The organism is Duganella sp. SG902, from assembly GCF_013376005.1.
Lineage (GTDB): Bacteria > Pseudomonadota > Gammaproteobacteria > Burkholderiales > Burkholderiaceae_D > Rugamonas.
The window spans coordinates 74,740-97,959 of the sequence record NZ_JABMJK010000015.1 but is presented as its reverse complement, the minus strand read 5'-3'; the positions used below and the strand labels follow the sequence as shown (position 1 = coordinate 97,959).

The following is a 23,220-nucleotide window of genomic DNA, read 5'->3' as shown; positions in this document are numbered from 1 at the left end:
ACATGAAATGAGGGAAGCAGCGTTCTACCAGCAATACATGGCGGGATTGCGTTCAGTGTTGCACTTACTGGATGAAATACTGGCGAAGCGCCTGGAGGCGCCTCCCGCCGATCTGCAGTTGCGTTTGCGCCTGCTGTTCGAGGACTCGGCGCGCACGTACGAGTACGTGTTAGGGCGCCTGGGCGAACGCGAGCGGCGGGGCGCGGTGGAGATCGACGCCGTGTTGGCGGCGACCATGGAGGAATGCCGTGCGAAGCTGGCCGAGCTGAGCCGGCGCTACCCGGCCATCTCAATCGCGGCCGGGTAGTTCCGAGTAGCGGTGGCTGACAATGCGCCAGCGTTGCCGCACGCGCTGGTAGATGAAGCTGTAGCCCGCCGTGAGATGGCTGCCGTCGGCGAAGCGGAACGAGTAGGTGCCGGCATCGATCGCCGTGTCGCAATCGATGTCGATATGGCGGCTGTCGATGCGCACCACCGGCCGGCGTCGCAGGAGGCGCGCGAAGTAAGCGCGTTTCTGGCGCGCCGACAGCAGCGGGTCCGCCGTGGCGGGCGCCAGCAGCACCGAGCGCGGCGCGTAGTTGGCCAGCACCGCGTCCACCCGGCCGCTGGCCAGCGCCCGGCTCCAGCGCTCGAACAGGCCGGCGATGTCGTCGCTGGAGGCGGGACGGCAGGTTTCCGTCGCGGCGGCGCGGACATTGGCTGCCAGCAACAGGCAGGTGAGCGGTACGAGCATCAGGTGACGCATGGGTATCCTTGTGATGGTGGTGCGTATCATGCGGTCGAAGCGCTTGGCCTGCCATCAGGAAACGCTGTAGATGAGGTAAGGAAATTCCGACGCGGCGGCGCGGCATGGCCGTGCCGACCCGCTTATCAGGAAATCCCTACACCGAGATCAGCATGTGCCGATATGCGGCGCGGGCGGCCGTTGTTAGTATCAAAATGCAATAAAAATTGCGAATTTGAAAAAACTAAACAAAGGGATCCTATGTCGACTCGTAAATTCCTCGCTGGCGCCGCCTTGCTGGCCGCCAGCGTGTCCTCGCAGGCCGCGGTGACGGTATTTTTTGACAATTTTGACGCCGACGCCACGCGCAACAACGCCACCAGCTTCGTCAAAGGCTGGACCGTCAGCAACGGCACGGTGGACGTGGATGGCCAGGGCTTCGTGCACAACGAGCTGCCGGGCAACGGCCACTACATCGACCTTGACGGCTCCACCCTCAAGGCTGGCCTCTTCAGCAACAGCCTCAACATGCAGGCCGGCCAGACCTACACCATGAGCTTCCTGATCGCCGGCAACCAGCGCAACTGGGGTTCGGACACCGTCGACGTCACCTTCGGCACCACCCAGCAAACCTTCGTGATCGGCCAGTCGGCGCCGCTGAGCACCAAGACCCTGAGCTTCACCCCGAGCACCAGCGGCCTGTACAACTTCAGCTTCCACAACCGTGGCGGCGACAACCGCGGCGCCTTCCTGGAGCAGGTGAAGATCATCTCGTCGGTGCCGGAACCGCAAACCTACGGCATGCTGCTCGCCGGCCTGGTGTGCCTGGGCGCGATGGCGCGCCGCCGCCGTTAAGGGCGGCGCCGGTCCGCGCGTCAGTGGGGACTGGCTGCTACCGATATCGAAATGGATATCGGTAGCGATAAAAAAGTAATTGGTATGTTGCTAATGCCCGGTCTACATTGGTAGCGCTAACGTAAAATGTTACCGCTACCACAGATGTTTTTACTAAAAAAACAGGAGACAAGCATGCAACAACCACTTCAGCGCACCCTCATCAACCTTGCCGTGGCCAGCGCCTGCGGCGTGCTGGCGCTGCCGGGCCACGCCCAGCAAGCGCAGGCCGACGCGCCTGCCGCCACCGCTGCCGCCGCCGAGCCGGAGGAGGCGGTCAAAACCGTCACCGTGTCCGGCTCGCGCATCGCCGCGCGTGGCTTCACCCAGCCGACCCCGACCACCACGCTGTCGTCGGCCGACCTCGACAAGGCGGCCAAGCCGAATATCTTCGAGTCGCTGATCGAACTGCCGGCGCTGCAGGGCAGCACCGGCCGCACCACCAACACCTTCAGCACCTCCAGCGGCATCCAGGGGCTGTCGTCGCTGTCGCTGCGCGGCCTGGGGACGCTGCGCACGCTGACCCTGCTCGACGGCCAGCGCGTGGTGGGCGCCAACGTCACCGGCGTGACCGACGTCAGCCAGTTCCCGCAGCTGCTGGTCAAGCGCGTGGACGTGGTCACCGGCGGCGCCTCCGCGTCCTACGGCTCGGACGCCATCGGCGGCGTGGTCAACTTCATCACCGACAAGAAGTTCACCGGCTTCAAGGCCAATGTCGCGGGCGGCATGACCAAGTACCACGACGACAAGAGCGGCACCGTGCAGGCCGCGTGGGGCAAGGGCTTCGCCGACGACCGCCTGCACGTCACCGTCAGCGGCGAATTCACCAAGCAGAACGGCATCGATTCGCCGGGCTTCGGGCAGGTGGGCGCGGGCGGCCGCACCTGGTACAACAACCCGGCGCTGCAGGAATCGACCAAGGAGATGCAGGCGGCCGGCCTGCCGCGCTACCGCATGATCAGCAACGCCCAGCACATCCAGTACGCCAAATACGGCCTGATCACGAACGGCCCGCTGAAAGGCACGGCCTTCGGCCCGGGCGGCACGCCATATCCATTCCAGTACGGCACCGATTGCGTCGGCAACTTCTGTATCGGCGGCGACCGCTCCGGCAGCGTGGGCGCCGGCACCAATCTGGCGATGAACTTCAAGCGCCAGGTGGCGTACAGCCGCATCTCGTGGGACCTGGACGCCGACAATGAAATCTATGTCACCGGCAACTGGGCGCAGGTCACCTCGGCGTTCTCGCCGAATCCGGGCGCGGCCAAGCAGGGCAATCTGTCCATCAAGTGCGACAACGCTTACCTGCCGGCCTCGGTGGCGGCCGGCTGCGCGTCCGGCTACCCGAGCGGGGTGATGTCGGTCGGCACCGCCAACGCCGAATTCCCGGCCAACATCAATGTGCACCCGACCCGCACCCAGCGCCGCTTTGTGGTCGGCGCCAACGGCAAGTTCCAGCTGTTCGGCAAGGATTGGTCGTACGACGCCTACGCCGAGCATGGCGAGAACAAGACCATCATCGACGTCAAGGACATCACGCTCAACCCGCGCTACAACTTCGCCATCGACGCGGTCAGGGACGCCAACGGCCAGATCGTCTGCCGCAGCGCCGCCGCCCGCGCGGCCGGCTGCCAGCCGATTAATATCTTCGGCGACGTGCCGATCAACATGGCTGGCTGGAACTATATCGCGCCATCCAACGGGCCGCGCCAGCACACCGATTCGACGCAAAATGTAGTTAGCGCTAACATCAACGGCGACGTGGCGCAAGGCTGGGCCGGTCCGATTTCGATGGCGTTTGGCGCCGAGTGGCGGCGCGAGGATTACTCGGTGTATGGCGATCCGTACGGCGCCGGCGTGGCGCTGGAATCGCCATACAGCGCGGCCTATCCGGCCGACCCGACCTTGTCGGTCACCGGCGACAACTGGTTCGCGGGTAATTACCACAACGGCAAGGGTGCGTTCAACGTGAAAGAGGCCTACGTCGAGTTCAACATCCCGTTCCTGAAGTCGGCCACCTGGGGCGACGCCAACCTGAACATCGCCGACCGCGAGGAGAAGTACAGCACGGCCGGCAAGGCGCGCGCCTGGAAGCTGGGCGCCACCTGGCAGACCCCGATCGATGGCCTGCGCCTGCGCGCGGTGAGCTCCAAGGACGTACGCGCGCCGAATCTGTCCGAGCTGTTCGCGGCCATGACGGTGACCAACCAGGCGGTCAACAACAACCAGGGCCAGTCGATCCAGATCCAGCAGCGCAACGTCGGCAACCCGTCGCTGAAGCCGGAAGAGGCTCGCAACAACTCGTTCGGCCTGGTGCTGAGCCAGCCGAGCTGGGCGCGCAACTTCAACTTCTCGGTCGATTACTACGACATCAAGGTGCGGAACGTGATCAGCTCGCTGAATCCGCAGCAGGAAGTCGACCTGTGCTACGGCGGCAACCAGCAAGTGTGCTCGGCGGTGTCGATCAACGGTCCCGCCGGCACCAACTATGTGCTGGCGCAGAGCTTCAACTTCGCCTCGCTGCACACGCGCGGCGTCGACTTTGAGCTGGCTTACCGCAAGAACATGGGCGACTTCGGCCTGCCGGGCAGCGTCACCCTGCGCGGGCTGGCGTCGCGCATGATCCATTCGATCTCCGATCCCGGCGTGCCGGGCACCACGCCGATCGAGGGCGCGGGCGCGATGACCGGCGCCACGCCGAAGTGGAAGGCCATGGTGTCGCAGTCGTGGGATGGCCTGCTGGGCGGCAAGCTCGGCCTGAACCTGAGCGAACGCTGGATCGGCGCCGGCAAGTTCAACAACGAGTACATCGAGTGCCAGAGCAACTGCCCGCTGCCGACGGCGGCGCATCCGACCATTTACGACAACCACATGCCGGGCGCGGTGTACTTCGACTTTGGCGGCAACTACAACGTCAACAAGCAGGTCACGGCCTACTTCAAGATCGACAACCTGGCCGACCGCGCGCCGGTGCTGGTGCCGCAGACCAACCTGAGCCTGGGGCTCAACCCCGCCGTGTATGACTCGGTCGGCCGCACCTACCGCGTCGGCGTGCGCATGAACTTCTAGGCAAAAAAAAACCGCCGTGGCCTGTGCGGGCCACGGCGGCGATGGGGGAGATGCGGCTTAGAACGAGTACTGCGCCAACAGGGTGTAGCGCGGGCCGCTCATGAACACCTGGCGGGTGAAGTTGCCCGCGTGCTGCTCCATGATCTGGCGCGTGTACGTATTGGTCAGGTTGGTGCCTTCCAGGCCGACACGGAACTTGTCCGTGAAGTCATAGAAGATCGACGCGTCGACCTGGCCATAGGCCGCCTGGTACAACGGCAGGCCGAAGGCCTGGTCGTTGTTGGTGGTCGGAATCAGGAAGCGGCCAGGGCCGGAGTCCGGATTCGTGTTCAGGCCGTTGTTGCCGCGGCTGCCCCACTGGTTCACGCCCAGCAGGTAGCGCGAGCGCCAGTTGTAGGCCAGGCGCATCGACAGGCCGTTCTTGTCGTACAACACCGCGAAGTTGATCGTGTTGCGTGACAGGCCCTGCAACGGGGTCTTGCCGAACGCGCGCGCGTCGGTGTCGCAGCCGTTGATGCTCAGGTTGAAGTTGGACGAGGCGTCGTTGCCCGAGCACCATGCCTCGAACACCGGTTTCTTCAGGGTGCGCTCGCTGTCCACGTAGGTCCAGCTGGCCTGGGTGCCGATGCCGCGCAGCCAGTCAGGCACGAACTCGTAGTACTGCTGGTGGGCGATCTCGAAACCGCGCGCATAGCCGTTGGCGCCGTTGACCGGACCGGTGACCACGAAGGTCTGTGGCTTGCCGGTGACATCCTTCGCAGTGTACGAATAGTTCTGCGTCATGATGATGTCTTTGAGGTCCTTGTTGAAGGCCGAGAAGGTCAGCGAACCGGCCTTGGCGAAGTACCACTCGGCGGTCAGGTCGACGTTGGTCGACATGGTCGGCTTGAGCAGCGGGTTGCCGTCGCTGGTGCCGGTCAGGCTGGTGCCGTCGAAGCGCACGCCCACGGTGTTGCCGGCGGCGTCCTTGGTGACGGTCTGCAGGTGCTGGGCGCTCAGCGTGGTCTGCACCTGGAGCTGGTTGAAGTCCGGACGCGACATGCCGCGCGCCACCGCGAAGCGGAACTGCAGGTCTTCGCGCGCCTTCAGGCGCAGGTTCAGGCTAGGCAGCCAGTTGTCGTAGGAATTCTTGTACGACTGCGCCTCGGCGAACGGGGCGATGTTGATCAGCTTGTCCTGGCCGGTGGCGTTGGCGCCGGCCGGGATGGTCGGGGTGGACGGCGGCGTGAACGCGACGTAGCCACTGCCCGAGCCGTTGGTCTTCACGTAGCGCAGGCCGATATTGCCGTCGATCGGATACTTGAGGTCATCCCAGCCGAAGCGCAGCTGCGCGTACGCGGCCTTGGTGCGCTCCTTCTGTATGTTGGTGGCGGCCGGATCGTTGAAGGTGGCCGGCTTCCACGGATCGCAGGTGCCCCAGCCCTGGGCCGCCGACTGCTCCGCGCACAGCACGTCGTGATAGGCGTGGATCTTGCTCCATTCCTCGGGGAAGCCGCGCACCGTCGCCTCGTTGGCGAACAGCATCGGCGGCAGGTTGTATTTGCCGCCGAAGAAGTTGTCGATGGTTTGCAGCGAGGCGCCGCCGGCGAAGCGCGGATCGTTCAGGCGCGCCACGTGCGGGATCTGCCAGCCCTCCATCCACGGGAAGGTGATGCCCTGCCAGTTGTAGAATTTCTGGGCCTTGTTGTTCACGCCCTCGCGGTCGGTGAAGCGCACGCCGAAGCGGACGTCGCGCAGCACCGGATCGTCGAAGGTGTACTTGAAGTCGGACTTCCACGCCTTCTGGGTGGCGTGGGCGCGGTCCAGCGCTTCCTGGGTGTAGGCCCAGTAGTAGTTTTTCGGGTCGGCCATGTAGGCGGCCGAGCCGAGGCTGATCTGCGGCACGCTGCCGGTCATGTTCATGGTCTGGTCCGGCAGGATGAAGCCGGTCGAGACGTCGGCGTCGAAGCCCTCGGTGGTCGAGCGCACGTGCTGGAAGTCGTTGGTCCAGGTCAGGGACGGCGTGGCGCGCCACTGGACGTTCAGCGAGATGTCGCGGGTGCCGGATTCGCGGGTGTTGATGCGCTGCGAGCTGTTGAACGGCGAACCGCCATAGGTCGGGTTCGAGATGGTGCCGCTCTGGAACGCGCCATTGCTGTCGAACACCGCGTTGGCGCTGGCCACCTGCTGGTACCACTTGTCCTCGGACGAGGCCACGACGTGCTCGTCCAGGTCTTCCTTGTACTTGGTCTTGAAGTAGGTCAGGGCGGCGGTCAGGTCGCGGTTCGGACGCCACTGGAGGGCGGCGTAGTCGCCGCGGCGGGTGCGGTCGAAGTCCTGCGAGCGGTAGCCGACGCCGAGCGGGATCCACTGGGTCTTGGAGCGGTCGTACTTGGCCGGGTCGGTGGAGTTCACGTGCGGGAAGTAGGGGTCGACGCCGACGCCGTCCGAGCGGCTCGGGCTCTTGGCGTGGGCGATGTCGATCAGGGCGCCGATTTCGCCGAGCTCGGTGGTCCAGCGGTTCGACAGCAGGATGGTGCCGGTCGGCGAAGGTTTGCCCTTGCGCAGGGTGGAATACGATTCCGACACGCTCATCGTGCCCTTGAAGCCCTTGTAGTCGAACGGCATGGCGGTGCGCAGATTGACCAGCGCGGCGACCGCGCCTTCGACCTGCTCGGCGGACGGATTCTTGTAGACGTCGACGCCGGCCATCAGCTCGGGCGCCACGTCGGCGAAGCCGAGCGAGCGGCCGCCACCGGCCGAGAAGGCGTCGCGGCCGTTGACCTCGGAACGCACATAGGTCAGGCCGCGCACCGACACGCCCGAGCCCTCGACCGACTGGCGGTTCGGGTCGCCGGCCATGTTGCGGTCGATGGTGACGCCGGCGACGCGCTGCAGCACCTCGGTGACCGAGCGGTCCGGCAACTTGCCGATGTCCTCGGCCACGATCGAATCGACGATCTCGTCGGAATCCTGTTTGAGTTTCTGCGCCGATTGCAGCGCGGCGCGCTGGCCGCTCACCACCACCACGGTCGATGGCGCGGCGGCGTCGGCCGTTTGTGCCCATGCCGGGCTGGCGTGCAAAACAACAAGCTGCGCGACCGCGGCGGCGATCGCAGTTTTCTGTAACTTACTCAATTTGTCTCTCCCCCGTACAGGTGGTTTTTTTATACGAACAAGTCATACGTTCCGGCACGGCGTCCTAAAGCCGCGGCGGGGTTTTAAAAGTGCTCTTGGAAAGTTTATGCCTCCGTAAGTTTTTTTAATGGGATAACAATGGTCCGGCGTGGTGCTCAGGCGGCCGCCCGGGATGACGCTCCCGCCGCCGCCTGGCCCGCGACATAGGCGCCGTGATCGGGCATCCGCGCGGTGGTCTGCGCGATCATGTCGCGCAGGCTGGCAAAGTGGCCGTGCACCACGCGCATGTCGACGCGGTCGGCCAGCGGGTCGTAGCGCTTGGGCATCACGCCCAGGCCCATCATCATGGCCACGAACGACGGTTCGGCGAAGCCGGCGCGATCGAGGATGGCCACGCGCCCGGTTTCGCGGAACAGCTCGATCTGGTGGCGCAGCGAGTCCGGGATCGCCAGGCTGGCGCAGTGGCGCCAGAATTCCGAGTCGTCGCGCCGGGTCAGCTTGTAGTGCAGCACGATGAAGTCGCGCACCGATTCGTAGCGGATGCCCATGTAGCGGTTGAACTCGTCGGCCAGGGTCGCGCTGCAGGCGCGGTCGGGGAACAGTTCCAGCAGCTTGCCCACCGCCGTCTCGATCAGGTTGATGCTGGTCGATTCGAGCGGCTCGACGAAGCCGGCCGAGAGGCCGATCGCCACCACGTTCTTGATCCAGGACTTGCGCCGCCGCCCGGTGACGAAGCGGATCTGGCGCGGCTCGTCCAGCGCGGCGCCGTCGATGGCGCCCAGCAGCACGCGGCGCGCCTGCTCGTCGGTGGTGAAATTGTTGCTGTACACATAGCCGTTGCCGGTGCGGTGCTGCAGCGGAATGCGCCAGGTCCAGCCGGCCTCCTGCGCGGTGGAGCGGGTATAGGGCGTCAGCCGCGGCACCGAGGCGCAGGGCACGGCCAGCGCGCTGTTGCACGGCAGGTAGTCGCTCCAGTCCTCGTAGCCGGCCTGCAGCGCGCCCTCGATCAGCAGGCCGCGGAAGCCGGAGCAATCGACGAACAGGTCGCCCTCGACGCGGCGGCCGTCGCGCAACTTGACGGCGGTGACGAAGCCGGTCTCCGGATGCCGCTCGACCTCGACGATCATGCCTTCGATGCGCTGGGCGCCGCGCGCCACGGCGTAGTCGCGCAGGTAGCTGGCGTACAGGCTGGCGTCGAAATGGAAACCGTAGGAGTAGGCGTCGGTCAGACCCGGCGTTTGCTCGCTCGGCGGCACGAACTTGTTCTGGCCGGCCATGACCGAGGCCAGCGACCAGTGCTCGATGTCCGGCATCTTGTCGAACGCCCGCGCCAGCCGCAGCCAGTGATGGTGCGCGCTGATGCCGGCCAGCGCCGGGCCGAAATCGCCGAACTGGTGGAAGAAACGGTTGCCGACGTGGCCCCAGTCCTTGAATTCGATCCCCAGCTTGAAGCTGGCCTGGGTCTTGGCGATAAAGTCGGCGCCATCCAGGCCCAGCGCCTTGTTGTAGACGCGGATGGTGGGCAGGGTGGCCTCGCCCACGCCGATGGTGCCGATCTCGGGCGATTCCACCAGGATGACTTCGCAAGGCTCGGTGGGATGGCGCGCCAGGCGCTGGGCCAGCGGGGCCGCCGTCATCCAGCCGGCGGTGCCGCCGCCGACGATGACGATGCGGCGGACCGCGCCGTTAACCGTGTCGTTGGCGTTCATCATCGAGCAACCATGACAACGTTTTCATATTTCTGCGAACTAAGGACGCCGGCTGCATTTTGGTCCGAGCCCCAGACAAGCGGGGCCGCGCCCACGGCCATGGGCGTCTTCTGTACCGTACTCAATGTTGTCTCCCTTTTTTATATCCGGCAACTTAGTGCCGGTAGTTGAACGTTAACATTAATGCGAACAGCGAACAAATCAATGTTACGCAACTGTCGCTGTTTAACCTCATTTACTAAACAGGGTTGACAAAAAAGACGGGGCTGGGCAAGACAACGCCTACTTTCATAGTTGTTTCCTAAAGGGAATTTAATTTGTTGGCACGAATACTGCATCGCCATGCGCGAGGGCGGCCCGATTCCTCGTTTTGGTGCGCAGGCCGCGGATTGTGACCTAATTCGGAACCAGTGAATGCAGAACGACCTGGGCAACCTGTGCCCGCAGTGCGCCACCGCCGCCTATCGCGACCCGATCGACAATCTTGCCGGGCTCGGGCGTTGGTCCATGGTGCGCGGCGCCCCGCACCTGTGCCTGTCGGAGATGGCGATGCGCCTGCTCGGCATGGCGCCCGGCGACGGAACGCCGTGGATGGAACGGGTGGTGCCGGAGGACCGGCCGGCGCTGGACGCGGCCTTGCTCGAGATTATCGCGCGTGGCGCCTCGGTCAGCTGCGAATTCCGCCTGGCCGAGCCCGCCCACGGCGTGCGCTGGCTGCGCCTGCAATCGGTGGCGGCGGAGCAGCGCATGGTGGCCACCGGCATGCTGACCGATATCACCGGCATCAAGCGCGCCGCGCTGCGCGAGCGCTTCAACTTCGCGCTGACCCAGTACCTGATCGGCACCGACACGCTGGACGAGGCGGTCTACAAGATCATCCATCTGGTGTGCGAGGAGCTGGGCTGGGAGTGGGGCGCGTTCTGGGCGCCGGAACGCCACGGCGAGGCCGAGGTGCTGCGTTGCCGCCACGTCTGGCATGGCGCCGGCCGCGATTACTCGCCGTTGCGCGGCGTCGCCGCCACGCAGGGGGTGGCGCCGGGCGAGGGGCCGGTCGGCCAGGCCTGGGGCAGCGGGCAGTCGCTGTGGGTGGACGCCAGCGGCGAGCACGGCGACAGCGCGCGGGTGCGGGCGGCGCGGCACTGCGGCCTGCAGTCGGGCTTCTTCTTCCCGGTGACCTACGTGGCCGGCGACGGCCGCCTGCACAGCGCGGGCGTGCTGGAATTCTTCAGCGACGCGCCGCGTCAGCGCGAGGCCCAGCTGCCGGGGCTGGCCGAGTCGATCAGCGCGCTGATCGCGCAGACCGGGCAGCGCATGGCGCAGCAGGAGCGCGTACGCGTGCTGGCGCAGACCGATGAGATGACCGGCCTGTTCAACCGCGCCCACTTCCACGCGCTGCTCGACGCCGCTTGCGCGCAGGGCGAGCGCTTCGGTCTGATGTACATCGACCTCGACCAGTTCAAGCCGATCAACGACGGTTTCGGCCACGCGGCCGGCAACCTGGTGTTGTGCGAATTCGCCGGCCGCCTGCGGCAGCTGGCGCCGGCCGGCGCGCGCGTGGCCCGCCTCGGCGGCGACGAGTTCGCGCTGATGTCGCCGCCGGGCTGGGAGCAGCAGGCGCTCGACGCGCTGGCCGCCGCCGTGCTGGAGGCGGCGCGCGCGCGCTTCAACTACCTTGGCCATGATCTGTCGGTCTCGGCCAGCATCGGCGTCAGCATGTTCCCGCTGCACGGCGCCGACACCGCCCAGCTGCTGCACGCGGCCGACGCCGCCATGTACCTGAGCAAGCGCAACGGCCGCAACCTGGTGAGCTACTTCTGCAGCGAGAGCGACACCCAGCAGCGCGTGGTGGCGGCGCAGCTGCTGATGCTTTCGGCCCTGCAGGACGCCTTGCAGCGCGCCGAGTTCTTCCTCGAGTACCAGCCGATCCGCGACCTGCGAAGCGACCGCGTCGTCGGGCTGGAGGCGCTGATCCGCTGGCGCAAGGCCGATGGCGCCATCGTGCCGCCGGACCAGTTCATCCCGGTGGCCGAGCAAAGCCGGCTGATCGTGTTCATCGGCCGCTGGGTGATCGAGCAGGTGTGCCGCGACCTGCCGCGCCTGCGGGCGGCCGGCATGCCGGACATCCAGGTGCACGTCAACATGGCGGCGCCGGAATTCCTCGACGAGGATTTGCCGCGCGAGCTGATGGCCATCGTCAGCGCGGCCGGGGTCGATCCCGCGCGCATCTGCCTGGAGCTGACCGAGGGCGTCATCATGCGCCGCATCGACAAGACGCTGCCCATCATGCGCGAGCTGGTGCGGCTGGGTTTTGAAATCAGCCTGGACGATTTTGGCATGGGCTACTCCTCGCTGTCGCTGCTGAAGACCCTGCCGATCAGCTCGATCAAGATCGACCGCGTCTTCCTGCAAGGCGTGCCGCATGACCGCGACGACTGCGCCATCGTGCGCACCATCATCGACCTCGGCCTGAACATGCAGTTGCGGGTGATCGCGGAAGGTGTGGAAAGCGCGGCCCAGCTGGACTTCCTGCGCCAGTTCGGCTGCACCCAGGTGCAGGGCTATCTGCCCGGCAGGCCGGTGGTGCTGGCGCGGTTGCTGGAGCCCGCTTAGGAGAAGCGGCCGAAGTTCAGCAGCAGCCATGCCACCAGGATGACCACCATGCCGGTCACGGTCATGCACGACCAGGTGAAAAAGCAGGCCGACAGCATGGTGGCCTGCAGGCCGCGCTCGAACAGGAAACCCATGCCGAAGTCGAAGGTGGCCAGCACGCTCCAGCGGCGCAGGTAGACCGGCAGGTAGCGGCTCATGTATTTGTTGTGCTGCAGCGCGGCGTGGCGCTCGAAGCGGTTGCGCGCCGCGCTGACATCGCGGAACAGCCAGTCGAAGAACATGAAACGGTAGAGCAGGGTGCGGAACGGGATCGCGGCGGGCTCCGGCGCGTGGTTCTCTTGATCAGGCTTCAATGTTTCCGTCATCTTGAGCACTCCCGCTGAGATAAACCATCGCCCCGAGGTCCTAGGATATACGGAATGACGGTCGGTCTCAAGCGGCTGCGTGTCATGTGGCTAAAAAGTGCGCGCCGTCTCCTATTATATGTCTTATATAAGAGTTGTTGGTGTACAATAGCGGCCAGTACAGGCGGTCGATCATTGCCTGCCCTGCAATCAACCTGACGAGAACTATCATGCTAGCTGCTTATCGTGCCCACGTTGCCGAACGTGCAACCCTCGGTATTCCTCCGCTGCCGCTGTCCGCGGCCCAGACCACCGACCTGGTTGAACTCCTGAAGAACCCGCCAGCCGGCGAAGAAGCCTTCCTGGTCGACCTGGTCACCAACCGCGTGCCCGCCGGCGTGGACGATGCCGCCAAGGTCAAGGCGGCGTTCCTGACCGCCGTGGCCAAGGGCGCCGAAAGCTCGCCGCTGATCTCGCGCGAACTGGCGACCAAGCTGCTGGGCACCATGCTGGGCGGCTTCAACATCAAGCCGATGATCGATCTGCTGGCGGACGACGTGGTGGGCGACGTGGCCGCCGAAGGCCTGAAGAAGACCCTGCTGATGTTCGACTACTTCCACGACGTCAAGGAACTGGCCGACCAGGGCAACGCCCGCGCCAAGGCCGTGCTGCAATCGTGGGCCGAGGCCGAGTGGTTCACCTCGCGTCCTGAAGTGCCGCACAGCCTGACCCTGACCGTGTTCAAGGTCTCCGGCGAAACCAACACCGACGACCTGTCGCCGGCGCCGGACGCCACCACCCGCCCGGACATCCCGATGCACGCGCTGGCCATGCTGAAGAATCCGCGCCCGGGCATCGAGCCGGTGGAACCTGGCAAGGTCGGCCCGCTGAAGCAGATCGAGGCGCTGAAAGCCAAGGGCAACCTGGTGGCCTACGTCGGCGACGTGGTCGGCACCGGTTCCTCGCGTAAATCCGCCACCAACTCGGTGCTGTGGTTCACCGGCGAAGACATTCCATTCATCCCGAACAAGCGTTTCGGCGGCGTCTGCCTGGGCACCAAGATCGCGCCGATCTTCTACAACACCATGGAAGACGCGGGCGCGCTGCCGATCGAGCTGGACGTGTCGCAAATGGAGATGGGCGACGTCATCGAACTGCGCCCATACGAAGGCAAGGCCCTGAAAAACGGCGCCGTCATCGCTGAATTCAAGGTCAAGTCCGAGGTGCTGTTCGACGAAGTGCGCGCCGGCGGCCGCATTCCGCTGATCATCGGCCGCGGCCTGACCGCCAAGGCGCGCGAAGCGCTGGGCCTGCCGGCGTCGGAACTGTTCCGCCTGCCGCAAAACCCGGTCGACACCGGCAAGGGCTACTCGCTGGCGCAGAAGATGGTCGGCCGCGCCTGCGGTCTGCCGGAAGGCAAGGGCATCCGCCCGGGCACCTACTGCGAACCGAAGATGACCACCGTGGGCTCCCAAGACACCACCGGCCCGATGACCCGCGACGAGCTGAAGGACCTGGCGTGCCTGGGCTTCTCGGCCGACCTGGTGATGCAATCGTTCTGCCACACCGCCGCGTATCCGAAAGTGGTGGACGTGAAGATGCACCGCGAACTGCCGACCTTCATCGAGAACCGCGGCGGCGTGGCCCTGCGTCCGGGCGACGGCGTGATCCACTCGTGGCTGAACCGCCTGCTGATGCCGGACACCGTCGGCACCGGCGGCGACTCGCACACCCGTTTCCCGATCGGCATCTCGTTCCCAGCCGGTTCCGGCCTGGTGGCGTTCGCCGCCGCCACCGGCGTGATGCCGCTGGACATGCCTGAATCGGTGCTGGTGCGCTTCAAGGGCAAGATGCAACCGGGCGTGACCCTGCGCGACCTGGTCAACGCGATCCCGCTGTACGCCATCCGCGCCGGCCTGCTGACCGTGGACAAGAAGGGCAAGAAGAACATCTTCTCCGGCCGCATCCTGGAAATCGAAGGCTTGCCGGACCTGAAGGTCGAGCAAGCATTCGAACTGTCGGACGCCTCGGCCGAACGTTCGGCCGCCGGCTGCACCGTGCACCTGGACAAGGCGCCGATCATCGAGTACATGAACTCCAACATCACGCTGATGAAGTGGATGATCGCCAACAACTATCAGGACAAGCGCACGTTGGAACGCCGCATCAAGGCGATGGAAGCCTGGCTGGCCAACCCGCAGCTGCTGGCGCCGGACGCCGACGCCGAATACGCCGCCGTGATCGAGATCGACCTGGCCGACATCCACGAGCCTATCGTGGCCTGCCCGAACGATCCGGACGACGTGAAAACCCTGGCCGAAGTGGCGGGCGACAAGATCGACGACGTGTTCGTGGGTTCGTGCATGACCAACATCGGCCACTTCCGCGCCGCCTCGAAAGTCCTGGAAGGCAAGTCGGACATCCCGGTGCGCCTGTGGATCGCGCCGCCGACCAAGATGGACGCGCAGCAGCTGACCGCCGAAGGCCACTACGGCACGCTGGGCCGCACCGGCGCGCGCATGGAAATGCCGGGCTGCTCGCTGTGCATGGGCAACCAGGCGCAGATCCGCAAGGGCGCCACCGTGATGTCGACCTCGACCCGTAACTTCCCGAACCGTCTCGGTATCGAAACCAATGTGTACCTGGGTTCGGCCGAACTGGCGGCGGTGTGCTCGGCGCTGGGCCGCATCCCGACCAAGGAAGAGTACATGTCGCACATCGGCGTGATCGACAAGAACGCCGCCGACATCTACCGCTACATGAACTTCGACCAGATCGAAGAGTTCCGCACAGTGGCGGACTCGGTTCAAGTCTAAGACTAGCTAGCTGAACAAGGCCCCAATAAGTTGGCGACAACTTATTGGGGCTTTTTCTTTGCCGCGCGGATGGTCCCTGATCTCGGCACGCGCATCGACTGGCGGCGGGTGCTGATCCACATTGGCGTCCGGAAGGTCTCCATGAGCAGATGCATAACACAGCGATGACGTTTTCTTTCGGTACCGCAAAGTTGCTCGATTACGTGACTGATATGGAAGCGTTGGAATCCTCGGATAACCCGATTGCATGGGTCACGCTGGCGCATGCGCTGACGCAGCGGGCGCGTCACGATGCCGACAAGCTGTATGTGGCCAAGCGCCATTTGACTCAATTACTGTTCATGCATGGTTGGCGAGAGCGGCGCATAATTGTTTTATTCGACGTGATTAACTGGATGATGACCTTGCCTGAGCCATATGAGCGACGGTACTTGGAGGAAGTCATCTGGCTGGCAAAGGAGGGCGGGATGAAGAAGTTATTTAACCCACTGGAGCAAATGTTGATCAATGATGGCATCAAGATAGGCCTGGAGCGAGGTATCGAGCAAGGCATAGAGCGAGGCATGGAGCGAGGCATCGAGCAAGGGCTGGCACAAGGACGCAAGGAAGGCGCTACCGCGATATTGGAACGGCAATTGGTGCGGCGTTTCGGGCCATTGCCGCCCGTTGTCAGCGACAAGTTGGCCAAGGCGAGCCTGGCCCAGGTGGAAGTCTGGAGCGATGCGCTGGTGACGGCGCAATCGCTAAAGCAGCTTTTTCACGAGGAATTTCCTTCAGGCCGGCAGTGAGCCCTTTGTGCCTCACGGCGGCAAAGCACCGTACTCAATGCGGTCGCGGCCATTTTCCTTGGCGCGGTACAGCGCCTGGTCGGCCAGCTCGATCAATTGCGCCATGGGCAGTGGCCGCATCGGATCGAAGGCCATCGCGCCAAAGCTGCCGCTGACGGCGATGGCCTGCTGTTGGTCGATGCGCATCGGTTCGTGGCGGATCGCGTGGCGCAGCTCCTCCACCCGCGCATGGCCGTTGGCCTCGTTCAGGCCCGGCAACACCACCAGGAATTCCTCGCCGCCGTAGCGGCCCACCGCGTCGCTCTGGCGCACGGCCGCACCCAGGCGCGCGACCGCCTCGCGCAGCACGGCGTCGCCGGCACCATGGCCGTAGTTGTCGTTGATGCGCTTGAAGTGGTCCAGGTCGAGCAGTACCAGCAGCAGCGGCTGCCTCTGGGCCAGCGCCTGCGCCAGCGCGTGCTCGATGATTTCCATGATGGCGCCGCGATTCCAGGCGCCGGTCAGGCTGTCCCTCAGCGCGCGCTGGCGCAGTTGCTCGCGCGACTGTTCGAGCTCGCGCGTGCGCTCGCGCACCAGTTGCTCGGTGTGCAGCTGGCGCTGGAGCAGGTGCCGCACCCGCAGCCGGTAGGCCAGGCTCAGCAACAGCAGGCCCAGCACCGCGCACAGCAGGTAGAACGGCGTGGTACGCCACCACGGCGGCAGCACCGTCACCGCCTGCCGCTGCAGCGGCGAGGCGCTGTGGCTATAGGTGTTGGTGGCGTAATACTCGAACTGGTACTCGCCCGGCGGCAGGGCCGCGTAGCGCAGCTGCGGGGTGGCCGATTCGGCCCAGCCGCTTTCCAGGCCCGCCATCCGGTAGTGGTAGCGCAGCGCGCTGCGGTTCTGCGGATGCAGGCTGGCCAGTTCCACCTCCAGCGGCGCGCCGGACCAAGGCAAGGTCCATGGCCGGCCCGGCGCCAGCGCCGCGTTTTCGTGGCGCGCCTGTTCGATCCGCACGCTCAGCGGCTGCGTGGCGAACAACCGGTCCGGATACAGGACATGAGAGACGCCGTTGCTGGTGGCGATCCACATCGAGCCGTCGCGGTCTTCGTAGAACACGCTGCCGTTGGTGTCGTTCCAGGCCAGGCCGTCGTTCTGGTCGAAGAAGCGCCAGTGTTGGCGGTTCCAGATGGCGACGCCGGCGTCGGTGCCCACCCACAGCCAGCCGCGCCGGTCTTCCCACAGCGCGATGATGTGGGCGCCCCCCAGCGGTCCCTGGTCGACCGGCCGGAATTGCATGCCGGAGGCGGCGGTGGTCGCGTGCCACAGGCGATTGCGGCTGTCGGCAAGCCACAGCGCGCCGTCGGCGGAGCAAGCCAGGACGGAGAACTGGGCGTTGCCTCCCGGCGGACGCGCGGCGTACGCCTGCCAACCGTTGGCGTCCAAGTGCCGCAGCTGGATGTCGTCCAGGAACCACGGCGTCCCGTCCGGCGCCAGGCACTGGCCGTGCACGGGTGTGGCGTCCGCTTCGCCCGGCTTGGGCAGGCCCGCAGGCACGCGCACCGCCTGGTTGGGGCTGCCCGTGTCGAGTACCGAGATCCCGTCCCCTGTGGCCAGCCAGAGGCGCTGCTGGGGATCGGTCATCAGGGCATTGACGCCGGACAGCGCGCGCGTGTGCACGCGCGCCGGCCCGTGCGGACCGAGCCGCGCCAGCAGCCCGGAATAAGTGGCGGCCCACACCTGGCCGCCGCGGTCGAGCGCCAGGCTGCTCCATTGCGCGGCCGTGTGGTCGGCCGGCACCTCGGCAAAGCGCCGCGCGCCCGGCAGCAGGCGGGCCGGGCGCTCCCTGGTGGCGGCGTACAGCACGCCGCGCTCGTCGCGGACAAAGGACAGCGCCACGTCGCTGGGCAGGCCTTGCGCGCTGCTCCAATTTTCCCAGTTGCCATAGCCGAGCCAGTTGACCAGGCCGAGGCCGCGCGAGCCCAGCCACAGGCCGCCGGCGGCGTCCGATTGCACGGCCGTGATGCCGCCAGCCGCGCGCAGGCCGTTGGCAGGGCCGTAAAGTACCCAGTGATCGCGCTCCCAGCGCGCCAGGCCGTCGTCGGTGTTGCTGAGAATGCGGCCTTCGTGGTCTTCGGCCAGCACCGCCCGCAGCTTCTCCTTGCGCATGACGTCGCCGGCCGGTGTGCGGTCGGCAAAGCTTTGTGCGCCCGGCGCCAGGACGATGATGCGACGCTGCGAGCTTGCCCACAGCCGTCCCTCGCGGTCGCGCAGCAGGGCGTCCCAGCGCCCGCGGGGCACCCCTTGCGCCGGGCCCCACACCGTGACGCCGCCGGGGCCGGCGTGGCACAGCGCCTCGCCGCAGCCCAGCCACAAGTTGGCGCCGGCTTCCGCCAGCACCCCGGTGAGGTCGGCCAGCGCCGCCAGCCGCGCCAGTTGCGGCTGTGCGAACACCGGCCGCACCCGGGTACGGCCATCGCGCAAGCCCAGGGTGTACAGCTGGCCGCCCGTCACCAGGTAGCGGGTGCCGTCCGGCGCGATCGACAGGTTCTGTGAAGGCAAGCTGTCGATCTGCTGGCCATCGTCGTGCAGCACAGGCCGCAGGCGTTCGCCGACCTTCAGGTAGAGTTTGTTGTAGCTGGAGACCCAGAGATTGTCCTCGTGGTCCACCGTCAACGCGGTGACCGCTGGCTCGTCCATGCCCTCGTCCTGCGCGTACCGGCGGAAACTGGCGCCGTTGTAGCGATACACCCCGTTCTCGGTGCCGACCCACAGGTGACCGCCTCGGCCGCGCGCCAGCGCGGTGACCGCCAGGTTGGCCAGGCCGTCCTGCTGGCCGTAATAGCGCAACGGCGCCTGCTGCGCCGCCGCCATGACGGGCAGCAAGAGCAGCACCGCAAGCCGCCAAAAGAGGGCGAGGGCCGGCGCAGGCGAAACGGAAGATGCGTTGAAGCATGTTGTTGTCATAAGACAAGCTTATGGCGCATCCCGTTTTTTGCCAAGCAGAATTTTCAGTGGCCCCGTTCAGGGCCAGTGCGCCGGCTTGAACTCCTCCGGGCTGCATGGTATTTGCTGCGCCGCAGCGAAGCGCGCGAACTCCGCCGCTCCCACGCGGTTGGCGAAGATAGACCAGCTGAACATGCGCGCATACAGGCGCATGCGCTCACGCGGCGCCTGCTGGAAGGCCACGTCGGCGGCCAGCGCCTGTTTCAGGCTGTCGCTGTCCAGCCGCAGCGCGCTGGCGCGCACGCCGCCGCCGGCCGGGCCGTCGAACAGCATCAGCTTGTCGGCGCCGGGCTCGGTGTTCCAGCGCGGCCAGGCCGGCCGTTGCTGGCGCTCGCCGCGTCCCGGCACGCCGTCGCGGGCGAAGCTGGTCCAGTAGCCGGCCACGGCCTCGGACACCTGCTGGCGGCCGGCGCGGTTGCCTTTGGTGGCGCAACGCAGCGGATCGAACTCGCCGTCCAGATCGCGCAGCGCGAAGGCGATCTCGATCACGTGGGCCGCGCCCAGCAGCAGTTTCAGGCGCAGCAGCGGCACGTTGGGATGTTCGTCCCAGTCGAAGCGGTAGACCCACACCTGATCGTGCCCGCCGGCCAGCATGCTGCTGGCCGGCGCGTCGACGCAGTTGGCTTTCCACAGGTCGGACATGTAGCGCGCATGCAGCCGGTATTGCTCCGGATCGCGGATCAGCGGCACATGGCCGCCCAGCAGGCGCACGAATTCCGGGTTGTTCGCCATGAACAATTTGTATTCGTCGCGGTTGCAGCCGATGATGACCGGCACCGCGTTGTAGCGCGCGGGATCGGTGAACCATTGCTCCATCGGCGTCGGCGGCAGCACCACGCCGTCGCGCAGCACCACCGGCACGTCGTAGAAGCCGAGACCGGCCGGCTTGATCGCCGCGATGAGCTCGGCCGCCGGCCGGGCGCGCAAGGCGGCCGCCAGCTGCGGACCGGGTGCCAGCGACCAGCGGCGCAGCAATTCGCCGGAGCTGGCCGGGTGGCCGGGCTCGGCGGCGTCGGCCGGGTTGCGCGCCTCGGCCAGGCTATGGCTGAGCGTGATCGGCGATTGCAGGATGGCCTTGTGGAACAGGCCCTTGGCCAGCGGGCTGGCCAGCATGGTGTAGATGTTCTGGCCGCCCGCCGATTCGCCGAACAGCGTGACGTTGCCGGGATCGCCGCCGAAGGCCGCGATGTGCTCGCGCACCCAGCGCAGGGCGGCGATGATGTCCAGCGTGCCGAAGTTGCCCGAGCGGTCCAGCGCCGCGTAGGCCGGATCGGCGCCGGCGTCCTGCTCCAGACCGTCCAGGCTGAACCAGCCGAAGATGCCGAGCCGGTAGTTCATCGACACCACCACCATCTGGTCGTGTCCTGCCAGGTTGCGCAGGACGGTGTAGGCCGAGGCGCTGCCGGCGGTGTTGGCGCCGCCGTGGATCCACACCATCACCGGCAGCGGCGTTTTGCGCTGCGCCAGCTCGGCCGGCGTCATGCGCGGCGCGAACACGTTGAGCGTCAGGCAATCCTCGGAGCCGGTGATCTGGCCCCACTGCTTGCGCGGCGCGCCGATGGTTTCGCCGGCGAACTGCACCGCCACCTCGCCATAGCGCAGGGCCTCGCGCACACCTTCCCATGGCTGCGGCGGCCGCGGCGCGCGCCAGCGCAGCTCACCCACCGGCGGCCTGGCGTAGGGGATGCCCAGCCAGGCATGGGTGGCATGCCGCTCGCCGTAGCCCACCACCGAACCCAGGCCGGTCACGCGCAGCGAGTCGGGGTCCGGTTTGATCGATGGCTTGCCCGGCAACAGGAAGTGGGCCAGCGCCGGCAGCAGCACCAGCGCGCCCACCATATTCCAGAGGAACATGAAGGCCAGCAGGATGCCCATGTCGGCCTGGAACTTGATCGGCGACCAGATCCAGGTGGCCACGGCGATGGCCAGCGTGACGCCGGTCAGCATCACCACCTTGCCGGTGAATTGCAGCGCATGCTGGAACGCCTCCGACAAGCTGGCGCCGGCCCGCTGGCGCGCCAGCACCACGCTCAGCACGTAGAGCGCGTAGTCGACGCCGATGCCGACGCCCAGCGCGATCACCGGCAGCGTGGCCACCTTGACGCCCATGCCCAGCCACACCATCAGCACCTCGCACAGGATCGAGGTCAGCACCAGCGGCAGCACCGCCACCAGCACCGCGCGCCACGAGCGGAACGCGAGGTAGCACAGCACGATGACGGCGCCATAGACCCAGTACAGCATGTCGTGCATGGCTTTCTTGACGACGATGTTGGTGGCGGCCTCGATGCCGGCGCTGCCGGCCGCCAGCAGGAATTGCTCCTGCGGCGTGTTGTTGGCGGCGGCAAAGCGTTCCACCGTGGCGACCACGCCGTTCAGCGTGGCGGCCTTGTGGTCCTTCAGGTAGACGTACAGCGACAGCAGCGAGCAATCCTGATTGAACAGCTCGCGCGGCGCGCGGGTCTGCACCGCGCCCAGCGCGCCCTGGTTGGGCGTCAGGTTGTACCATTTGAAGTTGCCTTCGTTGTAGCCGCTGGCGGCCAGCTTGCTGAGCGCGGCCATGGAATTGGTCGAGTCCACGCCCGGCAGTTGTTCCAGCTGCCAGGCCAGCGCGTCGACCTTGGCCAGCGTCTGGTACTGGGTGCACTGGTCGGCGCCGGTCTTGACCATGACTACCAGCACGTCGGCGCTGGCGGAATAGTTGCGCACCATGAAGGCGTTGTCGCGGTTGTAGCGCGAATCGGCGCGCAGTTCGGGGGCGCCGGGATCGAGGTCGCCTACCTGCAGCTGCAGGCTGACCATGAAGCCCAGCACCACCAGCACCGCGCTGGCCAGCACCGCCGCCGTGGCCCAGCGGCGCTGGGTGAAGCGGTCCAGCACGCGCCACAGCCAAGGCGCGCTGCCTTGCTGGGCCTGCTCGGCCTGCAGGCTGCGCGCGGCGGCGCGGGCGCTGACGCCGGTGTAGGACAACAAGATCGGCAGCAACACCAGGTTGGTGAAGATCAACACCGCCACGCCGATGCTGGCGATCACGGCCAAGTCCTGGATCACCTTGATCTCGATCATGGCCAGCACCAGGAAGCCCACGGCGTCGCACAGCAGCGCCGCCATGCCGGCCGCGAACAGGCGGCGGAAGGTGTAGCGCGCGGCCACCACCTTGTGGGTGCCGCGGCCGACGTCCTGCATGATGCCGTTCATCTTCTGCGCGCCGTGGCTCATGCCGATGGCGAACACCAGGAAGGGCACCAGCACCGAGTAGGGGTCCAGCTCGTAGTGCAGCAGCGACAGCAGGCCGAACTGCCACAACACCGCCACCAGCGAGCACAGCATCACCAGCGTGGTGCTGCGCCAGCAGCGCGTGTACCAGTACAGCACCGCGCCGGCGATGGCGATCGCCACCACGAAGAACACCAGCACCTGTTGCAGGCCCTCGATCAGGTCGCCGACGATCTTGGTGAAGCCGGTGATGTGGATGTCCACGCCCTCGGCCTGGTATTTGGCGCGCAGCGCCTCCAGCTGTTGCGAGAACCGGCGGTAGTCGAGCGCCTGGCCGGTCTGCGGATTGATGTCCAGCAGCGGCACGAACAGCATGGTCGACTGGAAGTTGGCCGCCACCACCTGGCCGATCTCGCCCGAGCGCTCGACGTTGGCGCGCAGCACGTCCATGCTGCGCGGCGAGCCGTCGTAGTCGTCCGGGATCACGGTGCCGCCGTCCAGCCCTTCCTCGGTGACGGCGGTCCAGCGGGTGTTGGCGGTCCACAGCGATTTCATGAACGGCCGGTCAACCCCGGGCAGCAGGTAGATCTCGTCGTTCATCTTCTGCAGCGTGGCCAGGTAGCGGGCGTCGAAGATGCTGCCCTGGCGCACCGCCACCGCGATGCGCAGCGAGTTGCCCAGTCCGCTGAGCTCGGTCTTGTGGGCCAGGTAGTTGCGCACGTAGGGGTGCGAGGTGGGGATCATCTTGTCGAAGCTGGCGTTGAGCCGCAGGTGCGTGGCTTGCCAGCCCAGCAGCGCCGTCAGCAGCAGGCACAGCGTGATGATCAGCGGGCGGAAGTTGAACAGCGCGCGCTCGGCCAGGTTGCCCGAGCCGGTGTCGAAGTCCTGCAGCCGCCGGATGACGGGCTGCTGGTCCAGGTCGTGGTCGTTATGCATAAGGATTCCTGC

The 23,220-nt window shown here is 66.3% G+C and carries 12 protein-coding genes; 6 read left to right on the top strand and 6 right to left on the bottom strand.

Features of this window, described 5'->3' with window-relative positions:
- The first annotated feature begins 55 nt into the window (after nt 1-55).
- Nucleotides 56-307, top strand: a complete 252-nt coding sequence (locus FHW83_RS24905; protein ID WP_176649063.1) for a hypothetical protein — start codon at nt 56-58, stop codon at nt 305-307.
- Here FHW83_RS24905 and FHW83_RS24900 read toward each other — a convergent pair.
- Nucleotides 290-745: a nuclear transport factor 2 family protein gene (locus tag FHW83_RS24900; RefSeq protein WP_176649062.1), complete on the bottom strand. Its 456-nt coding sequence runs from the start codon at nt 743-745 to the stop codon at nt 290-292. The two genes, FHW83_RS24905 and FHW83_RS24900, sit on opposite strands and share 18 nt — an antisense overlap.
- Before the next feature lie 240 nt (nt 746-985).
- Here FHW83_RS24900 and FHW83_RS24895 point away from each other — a divergent pair, with 240 nt between their 5' ends.
- Nucleotides 986-1,579: a PEP-CTERM sorting domain-containing protein gene (locus FHW83_RS24895; protein WP_176649061.1), complete on the top strand. Its 594-nt coding sequence runs from the start codon at nt 986-988 to the stop codon at nt 1,577-1,579.
- A 174-nt stretch (nt 1,580-1,753) separates the two neighbouring features.
- Nucleotides 1,754-4,687: a TonB-dependent receptor domain-containing protein gene (locus FHW83_RS24890; RefSeq protein ID WP_176649060.1), complete on the top strand. Its 2,934-nt coding sequence runs from the start codon at nt 1,754-1,756 to the stop codon at nt 4,685-4,687.
- A 57-nt stretch (nt 4,688-4,744) separates the two neighbouring features.
- Here the strand turns inward: FHW83_RS24890 and FHW83_RS24885 are convergent, their stop codons facing one another.
- Nucleotides 4,745-7,804 carry a TonB-dependent receptor gene (locus tag FHW83_RS24885; protein WP_176649059.1) on the bottom strand — a complete coding sequence of 1,020 codons (3,060 nt, stop codon included), beginning with the start codon at nt 7,802-7,804 and terminating at the stop codon, nt 4,745-4,747.
- Nucleotides 7,805-7,959: 155 nt separating this feature from the next.
- Nucleotides 7,960-9,516, bottom strand: coding sequence for a tryptophan halogenase family protein (locus tag FHW83_RS24880; RefSeq protein ID WP_229224348.1), 1,557 nt, complete (start codon nt 9,514-9,516; stop codon nt 7,960-7,962).
- 411 nt (nt 9,517-9,927) lie between these two features.
- On the opposite strand from FHW83_RS24880, the gene FHW83_RS24875 reads away from it, so the two are divergent.
- A complete protein-coding gene (locus FHW83_RS24875) occupies nt 9,928-12,123 on the top strand; it encodes a bifunctional diguanylate cyclase/phosphodiesterase (RefSeq protein WP_176649058.1) in 2,196 nt (731 codons plus the stop codon).
- Here FHW83_RS24875 and FHW83_RS24870 read toward each other — a convergent pair.
- Nucleotides 12,120-12,488: a hypothetical protein gene (locus FHW83_RS24870; RefSeq protein ID WP_176649057.1), complete on the bottom strand. Its 369-nt coding sequence runs from the start codon at nt 12,486-12,488 to the stop codon at nt 12,120-12,122. The two genes, FHW83_RS24875 and FHW83_RS24870, sit on opposite strands and share 4 nt — an antisense overlap.
- 209 nt (nt 12,489-12,697) lie before the next feature.
- Here FHW83_RS24870 and acnB point away from each other — a divergent pair, with 209 nt between their 5' ends.
- Both acnB and FHW83_RS24860 read left to right on the top strand, forming a co-directional pair.
- On the top strand, nt 12,698-15,283 hold the full coding sequence (gene acnB / locus FHW83_RS24865; RefSeq protein WP_176649056.1) for a bifunctional aconitate hydratase 2/2-methylisocitrate dehydratase: 2,586 nt from the start codon (nt 12,698-12,700) through the stop codon (nt 15,281-15,283).
- Between the two features lie 164 nt (nt 15,284-15,447).
- Nucleotides 15,448-16,071, top strand: coding sequence for a DUF4351 domain-containing protein (locus tag FHW83_RS24860; RefSeq protein ID WP_176649055.1), 624 nt, complete (start codon nt 15,448-15,450; stop codon nt 16,069-16,071).
- Between the two features lie 12 nt (nt 16,072-16,083).
- Here the strand turns inward: FHW83_RS24860 and FHW83_RS24855 are convergent, their stop codons facing one another.
- Together FHW83_RS24855 and FHW83_RS31400 are read right to left on the bottom strand one after the other, a co-directional pair.
- Nucleotides 16,084-18,945 carry a diguanylate cyclase gene (locus tag FHW83_RS24855; RefSeq protein ID WP_176649054.1) on the bottom strand — a complete coding sequence of 954 codons (2,862 nt, stop codon included), beginning with the start codon at nt 18,943-18,945 and terminating at the stop codon, nt 16,084-16,086.
- Between the two features lie 129 nt (nt 18,946-19,074).
- On the bottom strand, nt 19,075-23,208 hold the full coding sequence (locus FHW83_RS31400; protein ID WP_176649053.1) for a carboxylesterase family protein: 4,134 nt from the start codon (nt 23,206-23,208) through the stop codon (nt 19,075-19,077).
- Nucleotides 23,209-23,220 lie beyond the last annotated feature (12 nt).